The organism is Streptosporangium sp. NPDC000396 (genome assembly GCF_042898655.1).
In the GTDB taxonomy this organism is placed as follows: domain Bacteria; phylum Actinomycetota; class Actinomycetes; order Streptosporangiales; family Streptosporangiaceae; genus Streptosporangium.
In genome coordinates this window covers 1-24,098 of the sequence record NZ_JBIAZA010000049.1, presented here as the reverse complement: position 1 = coordinate 24,098, position 24,098 = coordinate 1, and the positions used below count along the sequence as shown (strand labels likewise).

Annotated in this window: 28 protein-coding genes and 1 pseudogene; 12 read left to right on the top strand and 17 right to left on the bottom strand. The window is 68.2% G+C overall.

Annotation, left to right across the window (positions count from 1 at the left end; genetic code table 11):
* Positions 1–36 precede the first annotated feature (36 nt).
* Positions 37–693, bottom strand: a complete 657-nt coding sequence (locus tag ACFY2X_RS44575) for a hypothetical protein (protein ID WP_389950703.1) — start codon at positions 691–693, stop codon at positions 37–39.
* Positions 694–1,022: 329 nt separating this feature from the next.
* The gene (locus tag ACFY2X_RS44570; protein ID WP_389950700.1) at positions 1,023–1,778 is read right to left on the bottom strand and encodes an HAD family hydrolase; all 756 of its coding nucleotides are present in this window, start codon (positions 1,776–1,778) and stop codon (positions 1,023–1,025) included.
* 206 nt (positions 1,779–1,984) lie between these two features.
* Here ACFY2X_RS44570 and ACFY2X_RS44565 point away from each other — a divergent pair, with 206 nt between their 5' ends.
* The 4 genes from ACFY2X_RS44565 (at position 1,985) to ACFY2X_RS44550 (ending at position 5,664) form a co-directional block, all read left to right on the top strand.
* Positions 1,985–2,833, top strand: coding sequence for a universal stress protein (locus tag ACFY2X_RS44565; RefSeq protein ID WP_389950696.1), 849 nt, complete (start codon positions 1,985–1,987; stop codon positions 2,831–2,833).
* A gap of 138 nt (positions 2,834–2,971) precedes the next feature.
* Positions 2,972–3,703: a DUF305 domain-containing protein gene (locus ACFY2X_RS44560; protein WP_389950693.1), complete on the top strand. Its 732-nt coding sequence runs from the start codon at positions 2,972–2,974 to the stop codon at positions 3,701–3,703.
* A 118-nt stretch (positions 3,704–3,821) separates the two neighbouring features.
* Positions 3,822–4,718 carry a universal stress protein gene (locus ACFY2X_RS44555; protein WP_389950690.1) on the top strand — a complete coding sequence of 299 codons (897 nt, stop codon included), beginning with the start codon at positions 3,822–3,824 and terminating at the stop codon, positions 4,716–4,718.
* A 91-nt stretch (positions 4,719–4,809) separates the two neighbouring features.
* On the top strand, positions 4,810–5,664 hold the full coding sequence (locus ACFY2X_RS44550; RefSeq protein ID WP_389950688.1) for a universal stress protein: 855 nt from the start codon (positions 4,810–4,812) through the stop codon (positions 5,662–5,664).
* Positions 5,665–5,704: 40 nt separating this feature from the next.
* On the opposite strand, the gene ACFY2X_RS44545 is transcribed toward ACFY2X_RS44550, so the two are convergent.
* The 3 genes from ACFY2X_RS44545 to ACFY2X_RS44535 are packed head-to-tail and all read right to left on the bottom strand — an operon-like array spanning position 5,705 to position 6,792.
* On the bottom strand, positions 5,705–5,854 hold the full coding sequence (locus ACFY2X_RS44545) for a hypothetical protein (RefSeq protein ID WP_389950685.1): 150 nt from the start codon (positions 5,852–5,854) through the stop codon (positions 5,705–5,707).
* A gap of 54 nt (positions 5,855–5,908) precedes the next feature.
* Entirely contained in the window at positions 5,909–6,253 is a 345-nt protein-coding gene (locus tag ACFY2X_RS44540) for a hypothetical protein (RefSeq protein ID WP_389950682.1), read from the bottom strand.
* 5 nt (positions 6,254–6,258) lie between these two features.
* Positions 6,259–6,792 carry a helix-turn-helix domain-containing protein gene (locus ACFY2X_RS44535; protein ID WP_389950680.1) on the bottom strand — a complete coding sequence of 178 codons (534 nt, stop codon included), beginning with the start codon at positions 6,790–6,792 and terminating at the stop codon, positions 6,259–6,261.
* Positions 6,793–6,944: 152 nt separating this feature from the next.
* Between ACFY2X_RS44535 and ACFY2X_RS44530 the strand changes: the two genes are divergently transcribed.
* Both ACFY2X_RS44530 and ACFY2X_RS44525 read left to right on the top strand, forming a co-directional pair.
* Complete coding sequence (locus ACFY2X_RS44530) at positions 6,945–7,424, top strand: cation:proton antiporter regulatory subunit (RefSeq protein WP_389950677.1); 480 nt, start codon at positions 6,945–6,947, stop codon at positions 7,422–7,424.
* Positions 7,425–7,428: 4 nt separating this feature from the next.
* Positions 7,429–8,601, top strand: coding sequence for a cation:proton antiporter (locus ACFY2X_RS44525; RefSeq protein ID WP_389950675.1), 1,173 nt, complete (start codon positions 7,429–7,431; stop codon positions 8,599–8,601).
* A gap of 76 nt (positions 8,602–8,677) precedes the next feature.
* Here the strand turns inward: ACFY2X_RS44525 and ACFY2X_RS44520 are convergent, their stop codons facing one another.
* The 4 genes from ACFY2X_RS44520 to ACFY2X_RS44505 form a co-directional block, all read right to left on the bottom strand.
* Positions 8,678–9,472: a slipin family protein gene (locus ACFY2X_RS44520; protein WP_389950673.1), complete on the bottom strand. Its 795-nt coding sequence runs from the start codon at positions 9,470–9,472 to the stop codon at positions 8,678–8,680.
* Positions 9,469–10,767: a nodulation protein NfeD gene (locus tag ACFY2X_RS44515; protein WP_389950670.1), complete on the bottom strand. Its 1,299-nt coding sequence runs from the start codon at positions 10,765–10,767 to the stop codon at positions 9,469–9,471. The genes ACFY2X_RS44520 and ACFY2X_RS44515 overlap by 4 nt, the downstream gene beginning before the upstream one ends.
* A 197-nt stretch (positions 10,768–10,964) precedes the next feature.
* Positions 10,965–12,257 carry an ArsB/NhaD family transporter gene (locus ACFY2X_RS44510; protein ID WP_389950667.1) on the bottom strand — a complete coding sequence of 431 codons (1,293 nt, stop codon included), beginning with the start codon at positions 12,255–12,257 and terminating at the stop codon, positions 10,965–10,967.
* Positions 12,254–12,697 (bottom strand): CBS domain-containing protein, encoded by a 444-nt coding sequence (locus ACFY2X_RS44505; RefSeq protein ID WP_389950664.1) that lies wholly within the window; start codon positions 12,695–12,697, stop codon positions 12,254–12,256. Before ACFY2X_RS44505 ends, ACFY2X_RS44510 begins: the two co-directional genes overlap by 4 nt.
* A 631-nt stretch (positions 12,698–13,328) precedes the next feature.
* Here ACFY2X_RS44505 and ACFY2X_RS44500 point away from each other — a divergent pair.
* From ACFY2X_RS44500 to ACFY2X_RS44490, 3 genes are read left to right on the top strand one after another with little or no spacing between them, the layout of a single operon-like run.
* Positions 13,329–14,543 (top strand): cation:proton antiporter, encoded by a 1,215-nt coding sequence (locus ACFY2X_RS44500; protein ID WP_389950661.1) that lies wholly within the window; start codon positions 13,329–13,331, stop codon positions 14,541–14,543.
* Entirely contained in the window at positions 14,540–15,892 is a 1,353-nt protein-coding gene (locus ACFY2X_RS44495) for a TrkH family potassium uptake protein (protein WP_389950658.1), read from the top strand. Before ACFY2X_RS44500 ends, ACFY2X_RS44495 begins: the two co-directional genes overlap by 4 nt.
* Positions 15,885–16,547 carry a potassium channel family protein gene (locus ACFY2X_RS44490; protein WP_389950655.1) on the top strand — a complete coding sequence of 221 codons (663 nt, stop codon included), beginning with the start codon at positions 15,885–15,887 and terminating at the stop codon, positions 16,545–16,547. The genes ACFY2X_RS44495 and ACFY2X_RS44490 overlap by 8 nt, the downstream gene beginning before the upstream one ends.
* Before the next feature lie 830 nt (positions 16,548–17,377).
* Here ACFY2X_RS44490 and crcB read toward each other — a convergent pair.
* The 4 genes from crcB to ACFY2X_RS44470 all read right to left on the bottom strand — a co-directional run bounded on the left by crcB (position 17,378) and on the right by ACFY2X_RS44470 (position 19,329).
* Positions 17,378–17,752 carry a fluoride efflux transporter CrcB gene (gene crcB / locus ACFY2X_RS44485; RefSeq protein ID WP_389950652.1) on the bottom strand — a complete coding sequence of 125 codons (375 nt, stop codon included), beginning with the start codon at positions 17,750–17,752 and terminating at the stop codon, positions 17,378–17,380.
* Entirely contained in the window at positions 17,749–18,099 is a 351-nt protein-coding gene (locus tag ACFY2X_RS44480; RefSeq protein ID WP_389950649.1) for a DUF190 domain-containing protein, read from the bottom strand. Before ACFY2X_RS44480 ends, crcB begins: the two co-directional genes overlap by 4 nt.
* Entirely contained in the window at positions 18,096–18,599 is a 504-nt protein-coding gene (locus ACFY2X_RS44475) for a fluoride efflux transporter FluC (RefSeq protein ID WP_389950646.1), read from the bottom strand. The genes ACFY2X_RS44480 and ACFY2X_RS44475 overlap by 4 nt, the downstream gene beginning before the upstream one ends.
* 208 nt (positions 18,600–18,807) lie before the next feature.
* Positions 18,808–19,329, bottom strand: coding sequence for a phosphatase PAP2 family protein (locus ACFY2X_RS44470; protein ID WP_389950643.1), 522 nt, complete (start codon positions 19,327–19,329; stop codon positions 18,808–18,810).
* A gap of 379 nt (positions 19,330–19,708) precedes the next feature.
* Between ACFY2X_RS44470 and ACFY2X_RS44465 the strand changes: the two genes are divergently transcribed.
* Positions 19,709–20,116 (top strand): DUF190 domain-containing protein, encoded by a 408-nt coding sequence (locus ACFY2X_RS44465; protein ID WP_389950640.1) that lies wholly within the window; start codon positions 19,709–19,711, stop codon positions 20,114–20,116.
* A gap of 77 nt (positions 20,117–20,193) precedes the next feature.
* On the opposite strand, the gene ACFY2X_RS44460 is transcribed toward ACFY2X_RS44465, so the two are convergent.
* Positions 20,194–20,601, bottom strand: coding sequence for a YkvA family protein (locus tag ACFY2X_RS44460; RefSeq protein WP_389950637.1), 408 nt, complete (start codon positions 20,599–20,601; stop codon positions 20,194–20,196).
* Between the two features lie 548 nt (positions 20,602–21,149).
* On the opposite strand from ACFY2X_RS44460, the pseudogene ACFY2X_RS44455 reads away from it, so the two are divergent.
* Positions 21,150–21,290: pseudogene (locus ACFY2X_RS44455) on the top strand (transposase); the annotation flags it as partial.
* A gap of 40 nt (positions 21,291–21,330) precedes the next feature.
* On the opposite strand, the gene ACFY2X_RS44450 reads toward ACFY2X_RS44455, so the two are convergent.
* From ACFY2X_RS44450 to ACFY2X_RS44440, 3 genes are all read right to left on the bottom strand, one after another.
* On the bottom strand, positions 21,331–21,588 hold the full coding sequence (locus ACFY2X_RS44450; RefSeq protein WP_389950634.1) for a hypothetical protein: 258 nt from the start codon (positions 21,586–21,588) through the stop codon (positions 21,331–21,333).
* Complete coding sequence (locus tag ACFY2X_RS44445; protein ID WP_389950631.1) at positions 21,579–21,875, bottom strand: 4Fe-4S dicluster domain-containing protein; 297 nt, start codon at positions 21,873–21,875, stop codon at positions 21,579–21,581. Before ACFY2X_RS44445 ends, ACFY2X_RS44450 begins: the two co-directional genes overlap by 10 nt.
* Before the next feature lie 327 nt (positions 21,876–22,202).
* A complete protein-coding gene (locus tag ACFY2X_RS44440) occupies positions 22,203–22,877 on the bottom strand; it encodes a pyridoxamine 5'-phosphate oxidase family protein (RefSeq protein WP_389950628.1) in 675 nt (224 codons plus the stop codon).
* A gap of 392 nt (positions 22,878–23,269) precedes the next feature.
* Between ACFY2X_RS44440 and ACFY2X_RS44435 the strand changes: the two genes are divergently transcribed.
* The coding region (locus ACFY2X_RS44435; protein ID WP_389950626.1) for a universal stress protein at positions 23,270–24,098 on the top strand (829 nt) is incomplete at its 3' end.

The following is a 24,098-nucleotide window of genomic DNA, read 5'->3' as shown; positions in this document are numbered from 1 at the left end:
GTAGCGGAAGTGATCAACAATCGGAACAGGCCCGCATCAGTGCAGGTCAGGCAAATCCGTTGGAAATTTCCCCAGGACTACAACGAGGCCCTGCAGGCCGACCAGCTTGCGGATCGCCTCGCCCGTTCCCGCCTTCGCCCGCGCCTCCAGCAACCGTCCGAGCAGGATGAGGGTCAGGATCACCCCGACGGCTTCGGAATAGACGTCACGCAGGGTCGCAGGGAGCAGTTGCGGAGCCACGGTGGCGAGCAGGCTGTAGCCGTGCGCGGCGGTCGTGCCGAGTGTGATCAGGCTGTTCATGTCCGCGGCCCGGTGGATGGGCCAACCTGTGTAGAACATGACGGGCGTGATCAACAGGAGCTGCACCCACCTGTTGAGAAGGAAGCCGGGTGTCCACGTTGCCCCGAAGAGCTCGAGCGCCGCACCCACCAGTACCCGCCTCGGCAGATCGGCGATCTCCTCATGCCGCTCCGTCGCTTCAGCGTCCGTCGTTTCCATTTGGGCTGCGGGAACGGCACGACCCACGTCTGAGTCCGGCACCTGCCCGTCGCCGGATTCGACGATGAGGCGGCCGCGCACCATGTTCATCCCGCAGGCGAAGCCGTACTGTCCCGCGCTGCGGGGCACCAGCTCGACGGCTGTCCTGGTGAAGGCCGGTAACGCTTGCCCGAGCCCGAAATCAGGGAACACCACCCGTAGGTGCACTCCCCGCTCTCACGCCGATCGAAGATCAGACGCAGCGGAACACCCTGCCGCACCTGGATCACGTCCGGCGAATGCCCGCCCTCGACGATGATCTCCGCCTCCTGGACACCGCCCCGCAATTCGGCGATACCGCTCTGCCGTCGTCCGAAGAAGTACTACGTGAGAAAGACGATCAACCCGGCGGACAAAGCCACGACCACCAGGTCGGCGACGCTCACGACCCCGCCCCCGACGGTCCGTTCGCATCCTCGCCAGCGGCTCGCCGATAAGAGTGTCGGCGGCGTCTTTCTCGGCTCCTCTGAGCGGGATCGAAGCCGTCATAGGTGGGGAGCCAGGGGTTCACATCCTCTCCCGTCCAGTCGTAGTTCCGCCAGATCGGTGACGACAAGGTCGGCTCCGGCGGCCCGCAGGGTCTCTCGTTGATCGTGCCGGTCGACACCGATGACCAGACCGAACCGGCCTCTTCTGCCCGCTCGCACGCCCGCGAGGGAGTCTTCCACCACCGCCGCCTCTCCCGGCGTCACGCCGAGTTGCCGAGCCGCCTGCAGAAACAGCGCCGGATCAGGCTTTCCCGCAAGTCCCAGCCGGGCGGCGTCGATGCCGTCGACCCGGACGTCGAACAGATCGTCGACGCCCGCCGCGCGCAGCACTTCCGCACAGTTGCGGCTCGCCGAGACGGCGGCCGTGCGCACCCCCCGGCGGCGCAGTTCGCGGACCAGGCCGACGGTTGACGGGAAGGAGGCCACGCCGTGCTCACGGATCTCGGTCAAGAAGGCGGCGTCCTTTCGTGAGGCGAGGTCCGCCACCGTGCCCGGGTCCGGCGTGATCCCCCGCGATAGGAGGAAGTCGCGCACACCATCCAAGCGGGATTTGCCATCGACGTGGCGCAGGTAGTCACCCGCGTCGAACGGGCGGAACCGCTCGCCGAACCGCCTGGTCCGCTCGCGCAGGAAGGCGTCGAACACCCGCTTCCACGCGGCGGCGTGCACCCTGGCCGTATCGGTGATGACCCCATCGGTGTCGAAGACCATCGCCGCCGTCCGATTGAGGTCCACGACTGCGGAGAACATCATGGCAGACCTCCCACTGGCACGGTACGACGCTGCCCGGCCTCGCCGTCAGGGCTGATCGGCCCTGTCGCACGAGGACCTTCGTCCACATGACCATGCTCTCCACCCGGGAGAGGGCGAAGGTCCCTCCGCGTCGGGACGATCGTCTCTGGGGAGAGCACTCGCCTGGGTGGTGCGATGGAAACTCAGGAAGAGTAAGGGGAAGAGTCATGGCTGAATCGATTGTCGTCGGAACCGACGGCTCGCCCACAGCCACGGCGGCTGTGGAATGGGCGGCCGACGACGCCGCCCGCAGGGGTCGGCCATTGCGAATCGTCCACGTCATGGACCGCTGGCCGTACAACATCTCCGCGTCTCCTCCGCCGGACTGGCATGGCTTCATGACGCGCGCCGGTGAACAGGTGCTCGCCGAGGCGGCCAAAGCGGTCAAGGAACGCCGGCCCGATGTTTCCGTGACCACCCAGCTGATCGAGGGGATGCCGTCCCAGGTTCTGCGTGAGCAGGCCGGGACGGCGGCCGAACTCGTGATCGGCAGTCGTGGCCTGGGCGGTTTCGCCGGCGCCCTGCTGGGCTCGGCGGTCCTTCACGTGGCCGGTCACGCGCCTGGCGCCGTAGTGGTCGTCAGGGCGACCCCCGACAAGCCGTACGGTGAGATCGTCGTGGGCATCGACGGCTCCGCCGAATGCGGGCCCGCTCTGGGCTTCGCCTTCGAGCAGGCTCAGCTGCGCGGGTGCGCGCTGCGCGCTCTTTACGCCTGGCAGGTGCCGGTTCATGCGTTCGCACCGGAGGCCACCCACGAGATCGACAAAGTCCGGCAGGCACACCGGCGGATAGCCGCCGAGCAGCTCGCCCCCTGGGAGGAGAAGTTCCCCGGGGTCAACGTGGTGCGGGATGTGACGTGCGCCCATCCGGTGTCGGCCCTCGTGGACGCCTCGGTACGGGCCGACCTGCTCGTCGTGGGCTCACACGGCCGCGGCACCGTCGAATCGATCATCCTGGGATCGGTCAGCCGTGCCGTGCTCCATCACGCTCACTGCCCCGTCGCGGTCGTCAGGTAGCCCGCGGACCGGCCATAGCCAGGGAATTCGTGAGCTTGTGTTCCCGCGCCGGTGTCTCCCGCGAGCCCTGTTGAACGAGACGCCGTCACTCCGGCGGGGCTCTTAGGAGACGTTATGGCTGGCCATATGGCCCGTCGCGTGGGCGAAGCCACGTTGGGTGATGGATCCCCGGAAACACCTGGAGGTGAGATGGGATCTTCGATAAGCACGAAGATCGCCGCAGTGATGGTCCTGGCGGCAGCGGCGGCTGGCGGCGGCATTGGGGTCGCGGTTGCGAATGTCGGTCGGCTGGAGCCGGTCCTTTCCGGGTGGTCGCAGGCCTCCGGTCCGATGGGTGCCGATACCCGGTCCGCGGGGCGCATGCACGGCGTGAACATGGACAGCGAGTTCGACTACCTGATCCAGATGGTGCCGCACCATGAGGAGGCCGTTGCCGCGGCGAAGCACCTGCGGCGTTCCGATCGACCGGAGATGCGCGAGTTGGGCGCGGGGATCGTGGCGACGCAGAGCGCAGAGATCACGAAGATGAAGGCGTGGCTGGCCGCGTGGTACCCGGGGCGTTCGACGGCGGTGGGCTACCGGCCGATGATGCGTGATCTGTCGAAGCTGTCAGGCGACGCACTGGATGAGACGTTTCTCCAGGACATGATCCCGCACCACATGGCCGCGATGATGATGTCTCAGCGGCTGCTCGCGCGGGGGCTCGCGGAGCACGGCGAAGTCGCGTCGTTCGCCCGCGCGGTGCGTGACACCCAGCGCGCGCAGACGTTCCGGATGCAGCAGTGGCTGGCGAGCTGGTTCGACGGTGAGGGCATGCCCCACTGGCCCGGGCACATGTGGAACGGCCGGGATTGGAGATGCGGCTGGTAACGGGCGCGGGTCGCAGAGGAAGGCCGAAAGTTCCGGAGCGGGCGGGCCCAGCGCCTCTGACGCGCAAGGCGCCCGCCCTCGACGCTTGAACTGACGCATCCGCAGGCAAGGAGGGAACATGACCTCGAAGGACGCCAGCCAGTCGGCCTCGCCCATGCTCCCCGGTCCCGCGCCGGTCGTCGTCGGGGTAGACGGTTCGGCCCATGCGGATAGAGCGGTCGGCTGGGCCGCCGACGACGCCTTCCGCAGACGGCTGCCGCTGCGGCTCGTTCACGTCGTGGAACGCGGGCCGTACGACATCCCCAGGTTCGCCGCCCCGAAACAGCCGGACACGATGATCGCGAACGGCTGGCGGGCGCTGGCCGAGGCCGAGCAGACGGCCCGCAGGCGCCAGCCCACCGTCGAGATCAGCGCTGACCTGATCGAGGGAAACCTGACCCGGGTCCTGTGCGACCAGGCCGCGGGCGCCACCGAGATCGTGCTGGGTAGCAGGGGCCTGGGCGGTTTCGCCGGAGCCCTGCTGGGCTCGGTGAGCACGCACGTGGCCGGACACGCCCACGGCCCGGTGATCGTCGTCCGCCCAGGCGACGGGGAAGTGCACCGCGAAGTCGTCGTCGGAGTCGATGACTCCCCGCAGTGCGAGCCCGCGCTGGCCTACGCCTTCGAGCAGGCCAGATTGCGCGGCTGCGTCCTGCGCGCCCTCCACGCCTGGCAGCTGCCGGTGCATGCCTTCGCACCCGAGATCCCCTACGACATGGACGAGATCCGCCGCTCCCAGCACCGTATGGTGCAAGACAGGCTCGACGCGTGGCGGGAGAAGTTCCCCGGGGTGACGGTGGTGGAGGTTGTCCATAGCGCGCACCCGGTCGACGCCCTCGTCGACGCCTCGGCCGGAGCCGACCTGGTCGTCGTGGGATCGCGGGGCATGGGCGCCGTCGGTTCGGTGGTGCTGGGCTCTGTCAGCCGCGGCGTGCTGCACCACGCCCGCTGCCCAGTGGCGGTGGTTCGGTCATGAATGGCGGGCTCGTGCGGCCGGTCCGGTGAGCCACCCGCCTGACCTGGCGACCATCGGCTCAGGCCCCTGCATACGGGTCGAGGGAGACATCATGATCGTAGTTGGAGTCGACGGTTCGCGAGCCGGCCTTGCGGCCGTGGGCTGGGCGATGCGGGAAGCTGATATGCGCGGCGTCAAGGTGCGCATCGTGTATGTCGTGCCTACGTGTCCCTACGAGATGTCTGAAGATACTCCTCACGCCTACGGCCGTTGGATGCGTGAGCGCGTCACGCCCGTGCTGGCGGATGCCCTGCGGCGGGCTCACAGCCAGACGCCTCGGGTCGAGGTGGAGTCCGATCTGCTGCAGGGAGATCCCCGGCTCGGCCTCATCAGGGCCTCGAAGGACGCGGAGCTCCTGGTGGTCGGCGACCGCGGCCTGGGCGGTTTCCAGGAGTTGCTGCTCGGCTCGGTCGCGCTGGGCGTGTCCGGCCAGGCCACCTGCCCCGTGGCCGTGATCCGTGAGGCGCTCGCGCAGCCGCGCGACGAGGTAGTCGTCGGCGTCGATGGCTCGTCAGGCGGCGGGGCCGCGATCGAGTTCGCCTTCATCGAAGCCGACCTGCGCGGCGCCGAACTGCACGCCGTCCACGCCTGGAGCGAGCCCGCCGCCAGGTTGATCCCCGAAACCGTGCCGGCCACGATCGATCAAGCTGGTGCGGAACGGCTCCTGCTGGCCGAGGCGGTCGCGGGCCAGGGCGAGCGCTATCCCGATGTCAAGCTCGTGGAGCACATCGAGCGGGGGCATCCCGTGGAGGTGTTGAAGAAAGCCTCCACGGGGGCTGATCTGCTGGTGGTGGGATCCCGCGGGCGTGGCGACGTCGCCGGGCTGCTCCTGGGGTCGGTGAGTCACTCGTTGCTCCACCACGTGACCTGCCCTCTCGTCGTCATCCCCGTCGCGGATAGTGCCTGATCGCAACGGCCATCCTGGGCCACGCCGATGCGCGGCCCGATCATGCGTCGGGTTCGGGCACGAGATCGGCCACGGTCTCGGCGATCTCTTCGACGGCGTGCCGTACGGCAGGCGTCACCGGGGCGCCGAGCCCGAAATCAGCGCCTTCAACGGTGTAGAGCACGAGTTCACGCGGCAGGCGGTCGAGCACGCGGCCTAGTGTGATCGCGTCGGCGATGCCCAGGGCGCAGGCGCTGTGTGGTGGTCATCGCAGCGCGGCCTGAATCGAGGCGGCGGTCGCCTGAGAATCGTCGACCTCGACGACGAGCTGGTCGAAGTCGTCGCCGGCCAGGTCGATGACGATGGCCTTGGCCGGGTCGCGGACGTCCCAGAAGACCTTGCGGCCATCGGCGTGGAAGGTGCCCGCGCTGATCACGCCGGGGATCCGGGTGCCGGGACCACGCACTCCGCCGAGTGATTCCGGTCCGCCGGTCGCGGCATGCCGAACGTGCGCCAGGGGGATCTCCAGGCGGGACTTCAGCGCCCAAAGCCGGTCCAGGCCCTGCACATGCACGATCGGGGCGTCAGCGGTCAGCTCGATGCATGCCATGAAGATCAATCCTTTTCGGGGAGCGGCATGACGACGCGTGCGAACACACGGCGGCGCCTGCCGGGAGCGGGAGGGTTGCTGACCGCCTTCGTCACCAACTCGTTCAGTGACGCCATGAAGGCGAGGAACTCCTCGTCGGTCAGGTTGACCGTGAAGGTGCGGTAGCCGACGCCGTCGGCCGCCAGGTCGATGCCGGGGCGGCCCAGGTAGCGGGCGAACTCGCCCTGGAGCGCGGCCAGGAAGGTCGCGAAGTAGCGCAGGTGGTCCTCAGGCGTGGCGCCCTCCAGGTCCGCGCCGGTCAGCGCGGCGGAGGTGTCGGGCAGCGCGAACACCCGCTCCACCGCGCCCCGGACCCGCCGCTCCTCGACGACCTGCAACACTCCGGCGTCGGCCAGCGTGCCCAGATGCCTGTACAGCGTGGCCTGCGGCACGTCCGGCAACAGGTCTGCGAGGTCGCGGACCGTCAGGGTTTTCCGACCGATGAACGCCTGCAGGATGCGCAGCCGCACCGGATGGAGTATCGCTTCAACCTTTCTCACAATCAATAACGATAATACTATCAATAATGAGATCGTAAGCCCGTCAGCACTGACGTAGATTCTGGATCATTGACGTCGCCAGGCTCGCCTCGTCCGCCGCCACCGGCAAGCGCCTGCGCCGTAAACTCACGCGGCACCGCGATGATGGGTTCATGGATGTGAACGAGGTGCTCCTGCCAGGCGTCGGGCTGCGTTATGAGTTCACCAACCATGACGGCGACCGGGTCGGCGTCGTGGCGCTGCGAACGGGCGAGTTCGAACTGGTCGTCTACGCCAACGACGACCCGGACGAAGCCCGGCCCATGCTCCGGCTCAACGGCGAGGAGGCCGACACTCTCGCCGAGATCCTCGGCGCGCCGCGCATCGCCGAGCGGTTCGCCGACCTCACCAAGGAGGTGCCCGGGCTGGACGCGGGGCAGGTCGAGGTCCGGGCGGGCACCCCCTATGCCGATCGGCCGCTGGGGCACACCAGAGCACGGACCCGGACCGGCGCGTCCATCGTGGCGATCGTCCGCGGCGAGGACGTGATCGTGTCACCGGCACCCGACCAGGTGTTGCGAGCCGGCGATGTCCTGGTGGTCATCGGAACCCACGACGGTATCGCCGGCGTGAAACAGATCCTCCAAGGCTGAACCCGTGTACACCTCCGTCGCACTGCTGCTGGAGCTGGGCGTCATCCTGGCCGTCCTCAGCGTGCTCGGTGCCCTGGCACGGCGCTTCGCGCTGTCGCCCATCCCGCTCTATCTTCTCGCTGGCCTGGCCCTCGGCGAAGGAGGCATCGCTCCCGTTCCCGCCGCCGGTGAGTTCGTCCAGATCGGGGCGTCCATCGGGGTCGTCCTGCTCCTGCTGGCTCTCGGCCTGGAGTTCTCCATCACCGAGTTCGCCACGAGCCTGCGCCGCCACGTGCCTTCCGCCGTCGTCGACCTTGTATTGAACGCCGTTCCAGGCGCGGTGGCCGGGTGGCTGCTCGGCCTGGACGGCATCGGCGTCATGGCCCTCGCCGGTGCCACCTATGTCTCCTCGTCGGGCATCATCGCCCGGCTCCTTGGCGACCTGCGGCGACTGGGCAACCGGGAAACCCCGGCCGTACTGTCGGTGCTGGTTCTGGAGGACTTCGCCATGGCCGCCTACCTTCCCCTGCTTGCCGTTCTCGCCTCCGGCGGCACCTGGTTGCAAGCCGCACTCGGCGTCCTCGTCGCGGTGGGCGCGGTCCTCACCGCCTTTGTCGCGTCATACCGGTGGGGCCACCACCTCGGCCGAGTACTCTCGCATCCGGACTCCGAACAGCTCATGCTCAGGGTGCTCGGCATGACACTGATCGTGGCCGCCCTGGCCGAACTCATCCATGTCTCCGCGGCGATCGGGGCTTTCCTCGTCGGACTCGCGCTCACCGGCGAGATCGCCGATCACACCCGTGCCATCCTCACCCCGCTGCGAGATCTGTTCGCCGCGGCCTTCTTCCTGGCCATCGGCCTATCCGTGAGCCCGAACGAACTCCTGCCGCTGCTTCCAGCCGCCCTCGTACTGGCCGCGGTCACCGCTGCCACAAAACTGGCCACCGGCCGCTACGCCGCTTCCCGCGACGGCGTGGGACGGCGCGGCCGACTGCGGGCCGGGACCGCGCTCATCGCTCGTGGCGAGTTCTCCATCGTCATCATCGGCCTGCTCGGCACCCAGCACGACAAGATCGGCCCCCTGGTGGCCGCCTATGTCTTCGTCCTGGCCATCGCCGGGCCCCTCATCACACGGCTCACCGGTGCCCCGCTTTCCCACGCGCCACTCCGGGAAAGGGCCGACGCCACCGGTTAGCGTGACCGTTCCCGAACGCGAGCCGAACACCGCGGTCGCGATGGACGCGCAAGCCAGGCCGCAAGGTGGTCAACCCCTACACCAACGGCGGCGTGGAGGGGTTGCGCTGATCGAGCGTGCCGCGGAGGGTGTCGATTAGGCGGAGGAGTTCCATCGGGAGCGGGAAGATGAGGGTGGAGTTGCGCTCGGTGGCCACTTCGGTCATGGTCGACAGGATCCGCAACTCCACCGCGGCCGGGTGGCGTTCCAGGATCTCGGCGGCCTCGCCGAGGGTTTCGGCGGCTTCGCGCTCGCCGTGGGCATGGATGACCTTGGCGCGCCTCTCGCGTTCGGCCTCAGCCTGGCGCGCCATGGCGCGGCGCATAGCCTCCGGCAGCTCGACGTGCTTGACCTCTACAAGAGTGACCTTGACGCCCCACGGGTCGGTGACCGCGTCGATGACCTGTTGCAGCCGCTGATTGATCTCCTCGCGGTTGACCAGCAGCTCGTCCAGGTCGACCTGGCCCAGGATGCTGCGCAGCGTGGTCTGGGAGATCTGCGAGGTGCCGACGATGTGGTCCTCGATCGCCACGACGGATTTGATCGGGTCCATCACGTTGAAATAGGTGACCGCGTTGACCTTGACGGTGACGTTGTCTCGGGTGATGACGTCCTGAGGCGGCACGTCCATGGTGACGGTGCGCAGGGAGACCTTCACCATGCGGTCGACGATCGGAATGATGAAGAACAGCCCCGGCCCCTTGGCGCCGATGACCCGGCCAAGCCGGAAGATGACCCCGCGCTCGTACTCCTGCACGATGCGGACTGAGGCGAACAGCAGCAGGAGCAGTACCGCCGCCGCGACGATCAATCCGATCTGCGACTCGGTCATGGCGCGACCTCCAGGGGTTCGACAAGCAGGGTGAGGCCGTCCACGCCCACGACCCGGACGCGGTGCCCTTCCTGCAGAACGCCGGTGGAGCGGACGGTCCACCAGGTGCCGTCGAGGAACACCCGGCCGGTGTACGGATCGCCGGTGGCGTTCCGTACGGTCGCCTCTCGGTCGAGCAGCAACTCGCTGCCGGAGACCGGCCGGGCTCGGCGGGCGCGCCAGGCGAGCCGACCGGCGAAGACCACGGCCGCCGCGAGCACCGCGGTGGTGGGCAGCAGTACCGCGAGGTCCACCTGCGCCGGATCCTCGAACAGCAGGAGTCCCGCCGCCAGCAAGGCGATGGCGCCCCCGACGCCGAACACGCCGACTCCCGGTGTGAGCACCTCCGCGGCGAACATCGCCAGCGCCAGCACCAGTAGCAAGACCCCCGCGATGTTCACCGGCAGCACCGACAGCGCGAACAGGCCGAGGATCAGCAGGACTCCGCCGATGATCCCGCCCAGCCCGACACCTGGGTTGGCCAGCTCGTAGATCAACCCGAGCGTGCCCAGCGAGATGAGCAGGAAGGCGATGTTGGGATCGGCGATCAGCTGCAGCAGGGAACGGAACGGTCCCAGGTCGGTCTCCACCACGCTCGCGCCCTCCGTATGGAGGGTGACCGGCCCAGCAGCGGTCTTGACCTGCCGCCCGTCCAGCGCCTTGAGCAGCTCGCCCCGATCCTTGGCGATCAGATCGATGGCTTTGACCTGCAGCGCGGTTTCGGCTGTGATCGACCGCCCCTTGGTGACGCTCTCCCGCGCGAATGTCACGTCTCGGCCACGTTGGCGGGCGATCGACTCGGCCAGTGCCGCCATGTCGTTGACGACTTTCTGATCAACCGGCTGTGGGGTCTGACCGCCGATCGACACCGGGGTCGCCGCACCAATGGTGGTGGCCGGCGCCATCGCCGCGACGTGCGCGGCCAATGTGATCAGCGCGCCCGCCGACGCTGCCCGAGCCCCGGGAGGCGTGACGTAGACGACGATCGGAACCTTCGCCGCGAGGAACGTCTTGACGATCCCGCGCATCGACTCGACCAGCCCGCCGGGCGTCTCCAGTTCAACGAGCAGTGCCCGGTGACCGCCCCGTTCCGCTTCTTGTACGGCCTGCGCCACATGGTGGGTGATGACCGGCGTGATTGGACCGTCGACGCGGGTGAGCAGAACCGTCGCCGCGTCCGCGCGTGCGGGAGCGAAGGTCAGTGCCAGCCAAACGAGCGCCATCACCTGTGTAACAAGGCGAAGCCGCCTGCTCATGACGGTCCCTCCCCCATGACACCCGTCACATTCAGCTTCCGCCTTGAAGCCCGGCCATGGCAACTCCTGGCCATATGAGGGAGCGCGGCCAGGGACACATCAGGGCATGCCGCTCTGGCGCCCCCACTCGGCGAACGATCACCGGCCGAATGATCTCCGAGTGCGGCGGCATCGGCCGGATAGAGCTTGTCCAGCCCTCACACGAGGTAGCGCAGCCACAGGTACGGCGTGGCGATCGCCACGGTGACGAAGGTGACGATCAAGCCATACTTCGTGAACTCCCAGAAACTGATCGGAGTGCGGTTGCGCGCGGCGATGCCGATGATGACCACGTTGGCCGCCGCGCCGACGGCGGTGGCGTTGCCGCCCAGGTCCGCGCCGAGCGCCAGCGCCCACCACAGCACCTGGGCGGGCCCGTTACCCCCGCCGGACTGCACCAGATCAGCGACGATCGGGCTCATGGTCGCCACGTAGGGAATGTTGTCGACGATCGCCGACAGGCCGGCCGAGGCCCACAGCAGCAACATGGTGGCCAGCCCGAGGCGCCCCTCGGTCGCGTTCACCGCGGCTTGGGAGACCTGTCCGATGACGCCGGTTTCGACCAGCGCGCCGACCATGACGAACAGCCCGGCGAAGAACACCAGGGTGGGCCACTCCACCTCGCCGATCGCCTGCTCGGTGGTGACCTTGGTGAGCGCCACCAGGGCCCCCGCGCCGAGGACCGCCACCACCGACGGCTCGTAGTGGAGCACCGGGTGCAGCACGAAGGCGGCCATGACCAGGGCGAGCACGGCCAGGCTCTGCCGCAGCAGCCTCCGGTCGGCGATCGCCTCGCGCTCGTCCAACTCCATGATGTCGGCGGCCCGGTCCGGGTCGTAGACGAACGCCTTGCGGAACAGGATCCGGCACAAGCCGACGAACGCCACCATCAGCACCACGACTAGCGGCGCCAGGTGGATCAGGAAGTCGTTGAAGGTCAGCCCGCCCCGGCTGGCGATGATGATGTTGGGCGGGTCGCCGACCAGCGTGGCGGTGCCGCCGATGTTGGAGGCCATGGCCTCGGCGATCAGGAACGGCGCGACCGGCAGGGCGAGCCGCTCGCAGACCAGGAAGGTGACCGGGGCGATCAGCAGCACCGTGGTGACGTTGTCCAGCAGCGCGGACGCGCACGCGGTGATCACCACGAGCAGCACCATCAGCCGGAACGGTCGCCCCCTGGCCCGCTTGGCGGCCCATATCGCCAGATATTCGAAGACGCCGGTCTGCTTGAGCACGCCGACGATGATCATCATGCCGAACAGCAGGAAGATGACGTTCCAGTCGATGCCGGTGTGCTGGGAGAAGAACGCCGCCTTCCCGTTGGTGGCGTGGATCAGCAGCATGATCCCGGCCCCGCCCAGCGCGGCGGCGACCCGATGGATCTTCTCGGTGGCGATCAGCGCGTACGCGCCGAGGAAGACGACCACCGACAACCACGCGGTAGTCGTCATGAGGCGAGCAGCCGGTCCAGGAGTGCCTGCAGCGTGATCGCTCCCCGCAGGCGGCCCGCGTCCACGATCGCGACCAGCGGGCTGCGGGTGCGCGCCATCAGTGCCGCGATCTCCAGCACGGTGGCGTCCGGGTCGGTGACCGGCAGTTCGCGCGGCTCCTGCGGCAGGCATTCGCGGACCGTCCGCCCGGTCAGCGAGCGCAGGAAGATATCGGCGTGCGCCTCGTCCACCACCCGGGCTAGCGCGGGATCGTCCTGGCAATAGCGCGGCACGGCCAGACGCAGCACCTGCGTGCCGGGCAGGACGCTGTGGGGTAAGCCGCTCTCGTCGACCACGATCAGGCCGGGCAGGTCCTGCTCGGCCAGCAACTGAGCGGCCTCAAGCGCCGGGGAGTCCAAAGAGACGGTCGGGAAGTCATCGACCAGATCGCGAGCACGCATGACACCGGCACTTTCGGGGTCGCCAATACACCTACGAATGCCGACCAGACTTCCCGGCTCACCTGAGGACAACCTATCAACAACCACACCGGATGTGCTTGGGGGCCTTGTAAGCCTGCAGCCCCCGCTCTAGTCGTGTATTTGCCGGAGCCCGGTTACGCGTGGGCCTGGGTCTTTTGCTTGAGGCGTTCGTAGGGGTTCGGCCACCGGTGCAGTTATGACCGCCCTCATTCGTTAACTATGACCTGCACGAAAACTATGACCTGCGCGAACCGTCCATCGTGAACGCTCGTGTCCTGCCGGTCGAAGCGGGCAACCCCAGCAACCTGGCCCCTACGTGTCAACAGCGCCGCCGGCCTCGAGCTTGACCCGTTCGGTGCGACGGTCTTCTTCGAATCCCTGCAGGACATGGGTGATCGACCCGCAGCTCTGCTCGGAAGCCGCATCAAGAGGCCGTCAATAAACTCACGTCTTCCGTCAAGGTTTCGAATAGATGGCATCCTCACTCCTGCTGCTACCGTAAAGCACGGTGCGCCGGGAAGCCTGGTCGGCAATGTCTTGTTGCGTTGGCTTCGATGGAGGCACTTGTGGTGCGGTGGTTCACGGATCGCTCGATTGACGGACTCCGTTGATGGGCACGTTGCTGACGGCGTTCGCCTGTGTGCTGCTGCTGGCCGTTCTGCTGTCCAGCCTGGCCCATCGCACGATCCTGTCGACGGCGGCGCTGTTTCTTGTGGCCGGGTTCGTGCTGGGCGACGGCGCGCTGGGCCTGGTTTCCCTGACACCTGACGACGAGTTGGTGGGGACGCTCGCCGAACTGGCCCTGTTCGCCGTGCTGTTCACCGATGGCATGCGGGTCGGCTGGAAGGACCTGAGCAGCGCATGGCGACTGCCCGGCCGCGCGCTCGGCTGGGGGCTGCCGCTCACCTTGGTGGTCACCGCCCTGGGCGCGCACTACCTGGTCGGCCTGGGCTGGGTCGAGTCACTGCTGATCGGCGCGATCCTGGCCCCCACCGACCCGGTGTTCGCCGCCGCCCTGGTCGGTAACGAGAAGGTGCCGCCCCGGCTGCGCCAGCTGCTCAACGTCGAATCAGGTGTCAACGACGGTCTGGCCCTGCCATTCGTGATGTTGTTCCTGGCCATCACCGCCGGCTCGAAGAATCTGCACCTGGGCGAGCTCGGCATGGAACTCGGCGTTGGCATCCTCATCGGGATCGCCGTCCCATGGCTGGCGATCAGGCTGGAGCAGACCCGCTGGTTTTCGGCCTCCACCCAGTACGAGCCGCTCAACGCTCTCGCGATCGGCCTTCTGGTACTGGCCCTGGGCAAAGCCACGCACGGCAACCTGTTCCTGGCGGCGTTCTCCGCAGGTATCACGGTGGCCACCTTCGGCGAGCGGCAGCGCGAGTCGTTCGAGCACTTCGGCGAGCTCATCGCGGAGCTGCTCAAGCTGGCCGCGCTGCTGGTGTTCGGTGCGCTCATCAGCCTGCCGTTGCTGGGTTCCGTGGGATGGCGCGGCTGGCTGTTCGCGATCGCCGCACTGGTGCTGGCCCGGCCGATCGCCATCTGGATCTCGTTTCTGGGCTCGGGGCTGTCCGTGCGGGAGCAGGCCGCGGTGGCCTGGTTCGGACCGAAGGGATTCGCCTCGGTCGTCTACGGTCTGATCGTGCTCGGCTCCGGCATCTCGGCAGCCCAGGAGGTCTTCCAGCTGGTCGCGGTCACCATCGTGCTGTCGATCCTGCTGCACTCCTCCACGGACATCGTGGTGGCTCGCGGATTCGACGATGAGCGTGACGTGCCCGCCTGGTACGGCATCACCCGGCGGTTCAGGAAATCCACGCCATGAAGGTGCGCTCGGCGGCGTTTCTCGATCGCTTCCAGCATCCCGCGCAGGTCGTCACCACCGGCTTCGGCGCTGCGATCCTCATCGGCACGGTCTTGCTGATGCTGCCGATCGCCACCACGTCCGGCGACTCTGCCGGCGTGGTGACCGCGCTGTTCACCGCGACGTCGGCGGTGTGTGTGACGGGCCTGGTGGTCGTCGACACCGAGTCGCACTGGTCGGTGTTCGGCGAGCTGGTGATCGCCGGGCTGATCCAGGTGGGCGGCCTGGGCATCATGACCCTGGCCACGCTGTTCACCGTGCTGGTTGCGGGTCGGCTGGGGCTGCGCGCCAGGATCGCGGCCCAGGCGGAGACCAAGGCGCTGAGCATGGCCGACGTGCGGCAGGTGGTGCGCAAGGTCGTGCTGTTCAGCCTCACCTGCGAGGCGGCCGTTGCCGCCGTGCTCACCGTGCGGTTCATGGCCGGGTACGGCGAGCCGTTCGGGCGCGCGGTCTATCTGGGCGTGTTCCACGCGGTCTCGGCGTTCAACAACGCCGGGTTCGCTCTTTGGCCGGACAGCCTGATGCGGTTCGTGACCGACCCGTGGATCTGCCTGACCATCGCCGCCGCGGTGATCGTGGGTGGGCTGGGCTTCCCCGTGATGTTCGAGCTGTTCCGTTCCTGGCGGCGCCCGCGCATCTGGTCGGTGCTCACCCGGCTCACGGTGGTCGTGACCGTGATTCTGCTCATCGGGGGAACACTCGTCTTCCTGGTCACCGAATGGCGCAATCCGAAGACCCTGGGAGCGATCGACGACCCCGGCAAGCTACTGGCCGCCTTCTTCGCCGCCGTCATGCCGCGTACGGCCGGCTTCAACAGCCTGGACATCGCTCAGATGTATCCCTCCAGCTGGCTGGCCACCGACCTGCTGATGTTCATCGGCGGCGGCAGCGCGGGCACCGCGGGCGGTATCAAGGTGACCACGTTCGGCCTGCTCGCCTTCGTCATCTGGGCCGAACTGCGTGGGGAGAGCCGGGTCAACATCAGCCATCGCCGCCTGCCGGAGTCCGCGCAGCGCCAGGCGGTCGCGATCGTCGTGATCAGCATAGCCCTGGTCGCGGTCTCCACCTACGCGCTGCTCGTACTGACCCCGTACAGCTTGGACAAGGTGCTGTTCGAGGTCGTCTCAGCGTTCGGCACGGTCGGTCTGTCCACCGGCATCACCGCCAGCACCACACCTGTGGGACAACTGCTGCTGGTATTGCTCATGTTCGTGGGCCGGATCGGCCCGCTGACTCTGGGTTCGGCGCTCGCTTTGAAGCAGCGCACCCGCCGTTACGAACTGCCCGAGGAGCGAGTGATCGTTGGCTGACAAGAGAAGCGACCCGGTCGTGGTGATCGGGCTGGGCCGGTTCGGCAGCGCGCTCGCGCTGGAGCTCACCCGGCGTGGCACCGAGGTGCTGGCCATCGACGACCGGCCCAAGGTGGTGCAGAGCCTGGCCGGGCAGATCACCCACATCGCCACCGCCGACTCCACCAACATAGAGGCGCTGCGCCAGCTGGGCGTGCCGGACTTCTATCGGGCGGTGGTGGCCATCGGCGGCGATCTCGAAGCGAGCATCCTTACCGCGTCTCTCCTGGTCGAGCTGGAGATCGATGACATATGGGCGAAGGCGGTCAGCCGCCAGCACGGCCAGATTCTGGGTCGGATCGGCGTCCATCACGTGGTCTTTCCCGAGCACGACATGGGTGAGCGTGTCGCCCATCTGGTCAGCGGCCGGATGCTCGACTACATGGAAGTCGACGAGAACTTCGCGTTGGCCAAGACTCGCCCGCCCAAGGAGTACGTCGGCGTCCCGCTGGGGCGGTCGAACCTGCGCCGCAAGTACGGTGTCACGATTGTGGCGGTCAAGAGCCCGGGCGAGGAGTTCACCTATGCCACCGCCGAAACCGAGCTCACCTATGACGACATCGTCATCGTCTCTGGTCAGACCGAGCAGGTCGAACGTTTTGCCGAACTGCCGTAGCGTCCGTCGTGATCTTCCGTGCTTTGGGCTGCCAGGACCAGAACTTACGGCATCTTAGTGAAACTGGCCGCCGCGGCGTTGGTGCTGCCGGATGAGATTGTTCGAGGCCCTGTAGCCGGTGGTCGGGCCACGGGCGCTGGAGGACATGGTGCCGAGGGCAAGGCGAACGAGCACGCCATCAAGATCCGGGTATGGACCAGGCTACAAGGCTCCTCTTCCCACCATTACCGGTGCGGCCTGCCCAAGCCACTGAAGTCGGAGCCCGACCAGACGGATGTGGTACGGCTGCCGCACAGCACTTTTCACGGCTATGAGAGCCTGGAAACAGGACGGTTCCCCCATCACCCGTGAGGTGGACGCTTTATGGTCCGAAACCCTGGATGCCCTCGACGCCTTCCTCAAAAACTGACCGCCGGCCTGACGACCGCCACATCCAAACTTTGAAGTCCTGGCGGCAGTTCCCACCGTCCGCTCCCTGCGCGGGCCTCCGCGATCGGTACGCGGCAGTCTTCGTCGACGTTGTCCTCAGGGGCCGGGTTCTCACTGGTCCCGCGGCAGGTGCCGCAGATGTCGTCCGCGCAGCCGCAAGTGCACCGCTGTGCGGGCCGTGACCTCCTCGGGCGGGCTCATGGTGTCCTTTCTTTCGATCTCGTCAGAAGGTCGGAAGAAAGGGGAGTCGACCTAAGCCGATGAGAGCGCGCTGATCGAGTGGTTGGTCGCCGAGATCTGCCCGGTGGCGCTGACCGATGAGGGTGTGCGTGCGGCGATGTTGGTTCGTTGCCGGAAGGTAAAGATCGAGCCGCCAGGTCGCGCCGGTCACTGGAGGCGGTTCACTCGAAGATCGCCTGGGCGAGGGTGAGGCCGATGAACACCGCGCCCAGCCCCGCGACGATCGAGGCGATGACGTTGGCCACGGCGAAGAACATCGCGCCGGTCTCGGCCAGTCGCAGTGTCTCATAGGAGAACGTCGAGTACGTGGTCAGTGCCCCGCAAAGGCCGGTGCCCAGCAGCAGCTGCACGCCGGTGCCCACCGCCCCGGACAGCGCTGCCCCGGCCAGCACGCCCAAGATCAGCGAGCCGACCACGTTGACGGTGAAGGTACCCCAGGGGAAGACGGTGTCGTGGCGGGCCTGCACGGCCCGGTCGGTCAGGTAGCGCAACGGTGCGCCGATCGCGCCGCCGAGCAGCACCAGCAGCCAATTCACGGCGCCACCTGCCGGCCGCGGTAGTGGACGACCTCGACCTCGACCTCGTCCAGGACGGCCAGGCCCTCGATGAGGAGGTCGTCCAGCTGGGGCAGGAAGGCGCGAATCTTTTCCTCGGTGTCGACGATCACGACGGCCACCGGCAGGTCGTCGGCCATCGACAGCAGTCGGGTGGTGTGCACGACCTGGGTGGCGCCAAAACCCTCCACACCGTGGAAGACCGACGCCCCGGCCAGCCCGGCGGCGTGGGCGCGATGCACGATCTCGGTGAACATGGGGCGATGATGCCAGGTGTCGGTGTCGTCGACGAAGACCGTCAATCGCAGGGCCCGTCCGAACAGACTCATCGCGTCCTCCCTGCTGTCTTCACCGCCAGGAGGCGGCGGGTGGCCCAGGCGCCGGCCGCCACCGCGACCAGGGCCGCCACGGGGGTTGCCGCCAGGTAGCCCAGCGCCAGGCCGGGCCGGCCCTGCGCCACCAGGTGCTCGATGTCCACGCAGTAGGTGGAAAAGGTGGTGTATCCGCCCAGCACGCCGGTGCCGAAGAACGGCCGCGCCCAGATCGGGGCCGTCCCCACCTCGGTCAGCACCACTATGAGGAATCCGATCAGCAGACAGCCGGAGGCGTTGACGCCCAGCGTGGTCCACGGAAAGGACCCGGTCGCGGCCGGCCACAGCAGGCCGGCGCCGTAGCGGGCACCCGCGCCGATCGCGCCGCCAACGGCGATCACCGCCAGCACACCGTAGTGCGAGCGGCGCAGCTCGCGGCGCTGGCGCGCCTCAGTGAGATCGACATCGGGGTCGACGGGCTCGGTCACCGCCGTGAACTTCACCTGATCCGAACGCATGCCTCTTCCTACGCGTGGCGGGTGCCTGCGGGCGCGGGCGTGAGCTGTCACGAGTAGGGACCGTTGGCGGCAGCGGAAGTAACGCGGTTCGGGTACGGCGGGCCCCACCGCCGCGGGCACATGCCTGTAGGCGCGGTGCCCTCATATCCCGTCAGCTTAACGCCACAACGCCTCGAGGGTCCTTCACCGGGGCCAGCGTCGGCGCCCATCACCGGCTGACGCCGGGGGGAAGAACTGTGCAGCCGCGTCCGCGGGCCCGTCGCCGCCCGCGCTTGAATATCGCCCACCAGAGCGCGGCGAAGGCGGCGCCGGCGGCCACATCGCTGGGCCAGTGCACGCCCAGATACAACCGGCTTGCCCCGACCGCGCTGGCAAGGCTGGCCGGGACACCGAGCGCCACCCGGGGTGAACCCGTCAGCTGCTCGGCGATCAGCAGCCCGCCGGGCACCGCGACGGTGGTGTGCCGGGACGGCAGGCTCGGCCCTTTGGGGATCTCTAGCCACCCCTGCTGCGGCGGGCGAGTGCGGGCGACGACCATAGCGAGCCGGTGTCGGACGAGCAGACCGGACAGGTAGACGGCGGCGGGACGCCAGTCCCTGGCACGTACCGTGACCACGTCCACCGCCAGCCCCATTACCAGCGGCGAGCCGATCCGGGTGACAATCCGGGCGATAGCGACCAGGGCGGGTCGCCGATGATTGGCCAGTGCCGCCAGCAGGCGTTCGTCCACGCACGCCCAGCCGCAGGGGCGGCGATCGCCAAAGCAAGCAGACGCGGCCGGGCCGGCCCGCGGTGCTCTCGGCGGCGAAGTCCGGGCTCATGATCTCCTCCGTGCTCCGCCCGCCCCGGTGACGGGTATGTGGCAGTAGATGTGCCCACCGGCCGGGAGGGCCGTGGGCAGCCATGCTCGTATGCCACCACAAGGGTTCTTGTGTGCTCACCCATGCCCGCTGGGCGTGCGAGCGATATAATTGCTGGTGAAACCCGGTTTCCGGGCTGCGGCGGTGGGGCCCGCCGCCCCCGCCTGCGCGCGGGGACAACCACGGAGTGCATCTCCGTCAACGGTCCCTACCAGTGGTGCTCCGTCTAGGTACTGGTAGGAGGCGGCCATGAAACTCCACGGTCCCGCTCTGCGGTTGACGCTCCTCCTCCGCGAGAACGACACCTGGCACCACAAGCCCCTCTACTACGAGATCGTGCACCGCGCGCACAAGGCCGGGCTGGCCGGCGCCACCGTGATCCGCGGCATCGAGGGTTACGGCGCCTCCTCCCGCATCCACACCGATCGCATCCTGTCCCTGTCGGACGAACTGCCGGTGGCGGTCACCATCATCGACTCCGAAGACAAGATCCGCGCGTTCCTGCCCCAGCTGGACGAGCTGGTGCCCGAAGGGCTGGTGACCCTCGATCGGGTCGAGGTGATCCGCTACATCAGGCACTCTGTCCAGCAGACCTCGGCCGACGCCACGGTGGCGGGCGGTGCGTTTCCGCACTACGCCCAGGAAAGACCGGGATAGGTAGGTGCGGACGGCGTCGGCATCCAACGGCCTGCCGGGCGCCGAGCGCCCGGGCGTAAGCCGGGTACTGCTCTGCGCTATCGAGGGCCTCCGATGAGACGCCGGACGGTCGTCAACCCCTCCGGGGTGCCGGGCCAGTGCTTGGTCAGCGCGTCGGGTCCGGCATGCCGGATGACCGAGCGCAGGACGAAGGCGATGATGATCACGTCATCGGCGTAGCCGATCACCGGGATGAAGTCGGGGATCACGTCGATGGGCAGCGCCAGGTAGCCCAGCAGCAGCCACAGCCGCACCCGCACCCCGCGCGGCAGGTCGCTGTCGCGGGCCAACCTGGCGATCAGGCGGAGCAGATCGGGTAGCAGGCGCAACGTCTGGCTCAACGCGCTACCCGTGGGACGGGCCATCACGAGGAAGGCGACCAGCGCCAGCCAGAACAGCAGCACACCGCCCGCGATCCCGGCCAGCACCTTCCAGATCTCAGGCACGTTCCCGGCCTTTCTGCGTCCCCGCCGCTTGACGAGCGAACGCTATCGGCCCGGCCCGCTGACCCATTCACCGCGCCCACCACGTTTCGCAGAGCTCCGTGGCGACTAATCGCACGTTGTGAGCAGGCGCCAGCCTCAGAGCCTGACCTGGCGAGGGCACTGGATGCCTATCCCCAGACCGGCCGGGGCCGGTGTCTGCTCATCGAGCGATCCGCCGCCGTCGTGGTCGGTGGATGCCGGGCCGATGAGCCTGACTTTTGGGAGGGTCGTCAAGACCTGACCCCAGACCGGCCCTCCCGGCATTCGCCCGCCACGACCACGGCTTTTCGACGAGCGTGGCGTTCGTGGTTCGAGCCCGTCTGCGGGGCCGACCTCCCCAACGCGGCCGAGGCGGTGAGCTCTTGCGGCAGAAGGAGGCCCCGTGGATCGCTGGGGTCGCGAACGGCTGATCGGATGTCGGACCGGCGAGTCCTTCGATTAGCGGGCCGCGCGTCTCCGCTGCGGTTTTGAGCCGCGCCGATGACCGGCTGTCTGTCCTTGGAGGAACCTTGGCGAAGCTGTTTTGCGGGATCGACCGGGCCGAACACCACCACGACATCGCCATCGTCGACGACACCGGCGTCCGGGTCGCCAAGGCCCGCATCGGCAACGACACCGCAGGCCTGCGCGCGCTGCTGGAGCTGCTGGCCCGCGCCGCCGTCCTCATCCGCGGGCAACTGCGGGCCGCGCTCAAACGGGCCGGGCTCGGTACAGGGCCCCGCTGACCGCGCCCACCGCACGGATCGTCTGCGCGTACCCGCCGGAACGGGTTCGGCCGCTGATCGAGATCGAGTTCTCCCCGACGCCGGAAGCGTAGATCATCGTGAACTGGTCGGGAGGGAACGGCGGGCAGGCGCCCTCGACCGGCTCCAGCGTCAGGATCACCGTGTCGGCCTGGTCCGGCCGGGGCGAGCGCACCCGGTAGGGCGTCGGCGTCATCAGATGCACGCCAGCTCCTCGGCGACGTCGATGCCGATCGGGCACCAGGTGGAGAACTTGTGGGTCAGCCATTGCCGGTAGCAGGCGGGGCCCGAGCCGCGTACGGGGGATCCGCCGATCTTGGAGAAGTCCAGCATGAAGCAGGAGTCCCACACCTCGCTCCGCTCCGCGGTGCCGACGGTGAGGTCGGTGGCGTCCTCGACCGTGGTGCAAAAGCAGGTGGGACAGACCATCGTGCAGTTGGCACATGCCAGGCAACGGGAGGCGACCTCGGCCCAGCCGGGTGGCGGTGACACGGGAGACCTCCTCGGCGGCCGCTATGTCGTTGCCGGTGGCCGACCGGTGCGGAAGCGCCATGACGACTTCCGATCCCGCTAGCTTCCCGTCTCGAGCAGGAACCGGTGCGGGTCACTCAGTTCGGTGAGCGCCAGATCGAACCCGGCAGTGGCCTTCGGCCCGGTGCCCACCGGATCGTCGGCCCGGCGACGGTGAAACCGCGAGATTGCAGCTCGGTGACCAGCGGCTCCAGCGACTCCGTCACCACGTCGAAGGTCCCTTTTCGGGTGGCCAACAGACCCCAGCGCGATGGAAAGGCCAGGCGGCCGCCTCGCCGGTCCCGGCGGTCACGAGGTGTGCCGGATGCGGCGGCCGGTGATCTCGGTTGGGTCGATCTTGATGTAGAGCTCGCGGTCGCCGCCCGCCCATGGCTGGACGTCAGAAGCCTCCGCGGCGGCCCGCTCGTCATCGGTGGACACGTGGTGGGCTCCGCCCCGGATGAGCACGCTCCAGCCCTCACGATTGGCGTCGTCGATTCGGTCGACCTCAAATGCGATCTTGAATTCGACGCCCTGGACGCCGGTTCGCAGGTTGTCGTCGAGCGGGCCGCCGAAGGCGGTGCGGAAGAGCACCGAGTTGTCGTGCAGCACGTAGTTGACCGGCAGGATTGCCAGTCCTCCGGGTTCGTTGAAGGCCACCCGGCCGACGCCGCCGGGGGCGATCAGCCGCAGGCACTCCTCGGCCTCTAGCTTCTCCAACCGGGGGTGTGCGGCTGGGCGGCCGCGGCCGGGCGGCAGGTCCATCGTCCCGCCGAGCAGGTCCTCGGGACTGGTCTCCAGAGCGGTGGCGAGTTTGCGTACGGTGTCGACCGTCGGGGAGGCGGCTGTCTTCTCCAGGTAGTCGAGGTATCCGGGGTCGATCCCGGCACGGCCAGCCAGTTGCTCGCGGGTCAGGCCCAGATCCTGGCGCCGCCTTGCCACCCGGCGACCCAGGTCACCAGGGGCCGTTATGCGTTCGATCATTGAAGTCTCCAAGCAGGCAGTGGGGGCGATCCCGGACTCAAGAGGTCCTCGGGTGCCGCGGACCGTCATCCGGATTACTTGCGGACCTCCCCGCGGCCACCTGTTTCCAATCCGCCGTGAACCGAGCTCCACCGGGATGGGTGCGTGGTACGCGCCGTGGGGCCGCAGCCTGCTCGCGAGGCGGTTTCCGCCCTGGGGAACAACGCCCAGCGGGTCAAGAGCGCCATCATGCACCGCCCTGTTTCTCCGGGAATCACCACCCATGCTTTGCGTCCCATCGCGAGCACGACCTCGAATACAGGAGCCAGAAGTCCCCAACCGCCAGGTCTTTCGACCGCTGCGAGGAATGCCGGGAAGCGGTCGGATAGAAGGAGAAGCGAAAAGGAGACGACATGACAGCGCACATAGTGGTGGGCGCAGACGGCTCACCTTCCTCCCAGGCCGCAGTCGAATGGGCCGTCGACGACGCCGTGCGGCGGGGGTGCGCCCTGCGGATCGTTCATGTGTCCGAGATGTGGCCCTACGACATCCCGCTCCAGACACCGCCCAGCTTCCGCGATTCCATGGCCGAGTACTGCCAAGGTGTGCTCGATGCCGCGGCCGATCTGGCGCGTGAGCGCGCCCCGCGAGTCGAGGTGAGCGCCTCGCTCGAAATGGGCAAGACGGTCGAGGTCCTGCGGCGCGAGGCCGAGGACGCCGAGCAGGTCGTGGTGGGCAGCCGGGGGCTGGGCGGGTTCACCGGGTTGCTGCTGGGGTCGGTCTCCCTTGCTCTGGCCGGGCATGTGGCGGCGCCGGTCGTGGTGGTCCGGGGATCACGGGCGCAGACGTACGGTGAGATCGCCGTCGGCTTCGACGGATCGGCGCACTCGGCGGCGGCACTGGAGCATGCCTTCGAGGAGGCCGCCCGGCGCGGTGCCCGATTGCGCGCGGTCCATGCCTGGCAGATGCCCGTCGTGGGACCAGGCGCCACCGTTTACACGCCGCTGATCGAGGAGATCCTGGCCGGTGAGCAGCGCCTCACCCAGGACGCCCTGGCCCCCTGGCGGGAGAAATACCCCCAGGTAGAGATCAAGGAGACAGTGATCTGCGGGCATCCGGTCCGCGCTCTTTGCGAGGCTTCGGCGACCGCGGACCTGGCCGTCGTCGGATCACACGGCCTGGGCGCGATCGGCTCGGCCGTGCTCGGCTCGGTGAGCCACGGCGTCCTGCACCACGCCCACT

Coding starts and splice junctions, on each gene's coding strand:
- ACFY2X_RS44570 (WP_389950700.1), bottom strand. CDS start 1,778: ATGATGTTCTCCGCAGTCGTGGACCTCAATCGGACGGCGGCGATGGTC.
- ACFY2X_RS44565 (WP_389950696.1), top strand. CDS start 1,985: ATGGCTGAATCGATTGTCGTCGGAACCGACGGCTCGCCCACAGCCACG.
- ACFY2X_RS44555 (WP_389950690.1), top strand. CDS start 3,822: ATGACCTCGAAGGACGCCAGCCAGTCGGCCTCGCCCATGCTCCCCGGT.
- ACFY2X_RS44550 (WP_389950688.1), top strand. CDS start 4,810: ATGATCGTAGTTGGAGTCGACGGTTCGCGAGCCGGCCTTGCGGCCGTG.
- ACFY2X_RS44540 (WP_389950682.1), bottom strand. CDS start 6,253: ATGGCATGCATCGAGCTGACCGCTGACGCCCCGATCGTGCATGTGCAG.
- ACFY2X_RS44530 (WP_389950677.1), top strand. CDS start 6,945: ATGGATGTGAACGAGGTGCTCCTGCCAGGCGTCGGGCTGCGTTATGAG.
- ACFY2X_RS44520 (WP_389950673.1), bottom strand. CDS start 9,472: ATGACCGAGTCGCAGATCGGATTGATCGTCGCGGCGGCGGTACTGCTC.
- ACFY2X_RS44515 (WP_389950670.1), bottom strand. CDS start 10,767: ATGAGCAGGCGGCTTCGCCTTGTTACACAGGTGATGGCGCTCGTTTGG.
- ACFY2X_RS44510 (WP_389950667.1), bottom strand. CDS start 12,257: ATGACGACTACCGCGTGGTTGTCGGTGGTCGTCTTCCTCGGCGCGTAC.
- ACFY2X_RS44505 (WP_389950664.1), bottom strand. CDS start 12,697: ATGCGTGCTCGCGATCTGGTCGATGACTTCCCGACCGTCTCTTTGGAC.
- ACFY2X_RS44500 (WP_389950661.1), top strand. CDS start 13,329: ATGGGCACGTTGCTGACGGCGTTCGCCTGTGTGCTGCTGCTGGCCGTT.
- ACFY2X_RS44495 (WP_389950658.1), top strand. CDS start 14,540: ATGAAGGTGCGCTCGGCGGCGTTTCTCGATCGCTTCCAGCATCCCGCG.
- ACFY2X_RS44480 (WP_389950649.1), bottom strand. CDS start 18,099: ATGAGTCTGTTCGGACGGGCCCTGCGATTGACGGTCTTCGTCGACGAC.
- ACFY2X_RS44475 (WP_389950646.1), bottom strand. CDS start 18,599: ATGCGTTCGGATCAGGTGAAGTTCACGGCGGTGACCGAGCCCGTCGAC.
- ACFY2X_RS44465 (WP_389950640.1), top strand. CDS start 19,709: ATGAAACTCCACGGTCCCGCTCTGCGGTTGACGCTCCTCCTCCGCGAG.
- ACFY2X_RS44440 (WP_389950628.1), bottom strand. CDS start 22,877: ATGATCGAACGCATAACGGCCCCTGGTGACCTGGGTCGCCGGGTGGCA.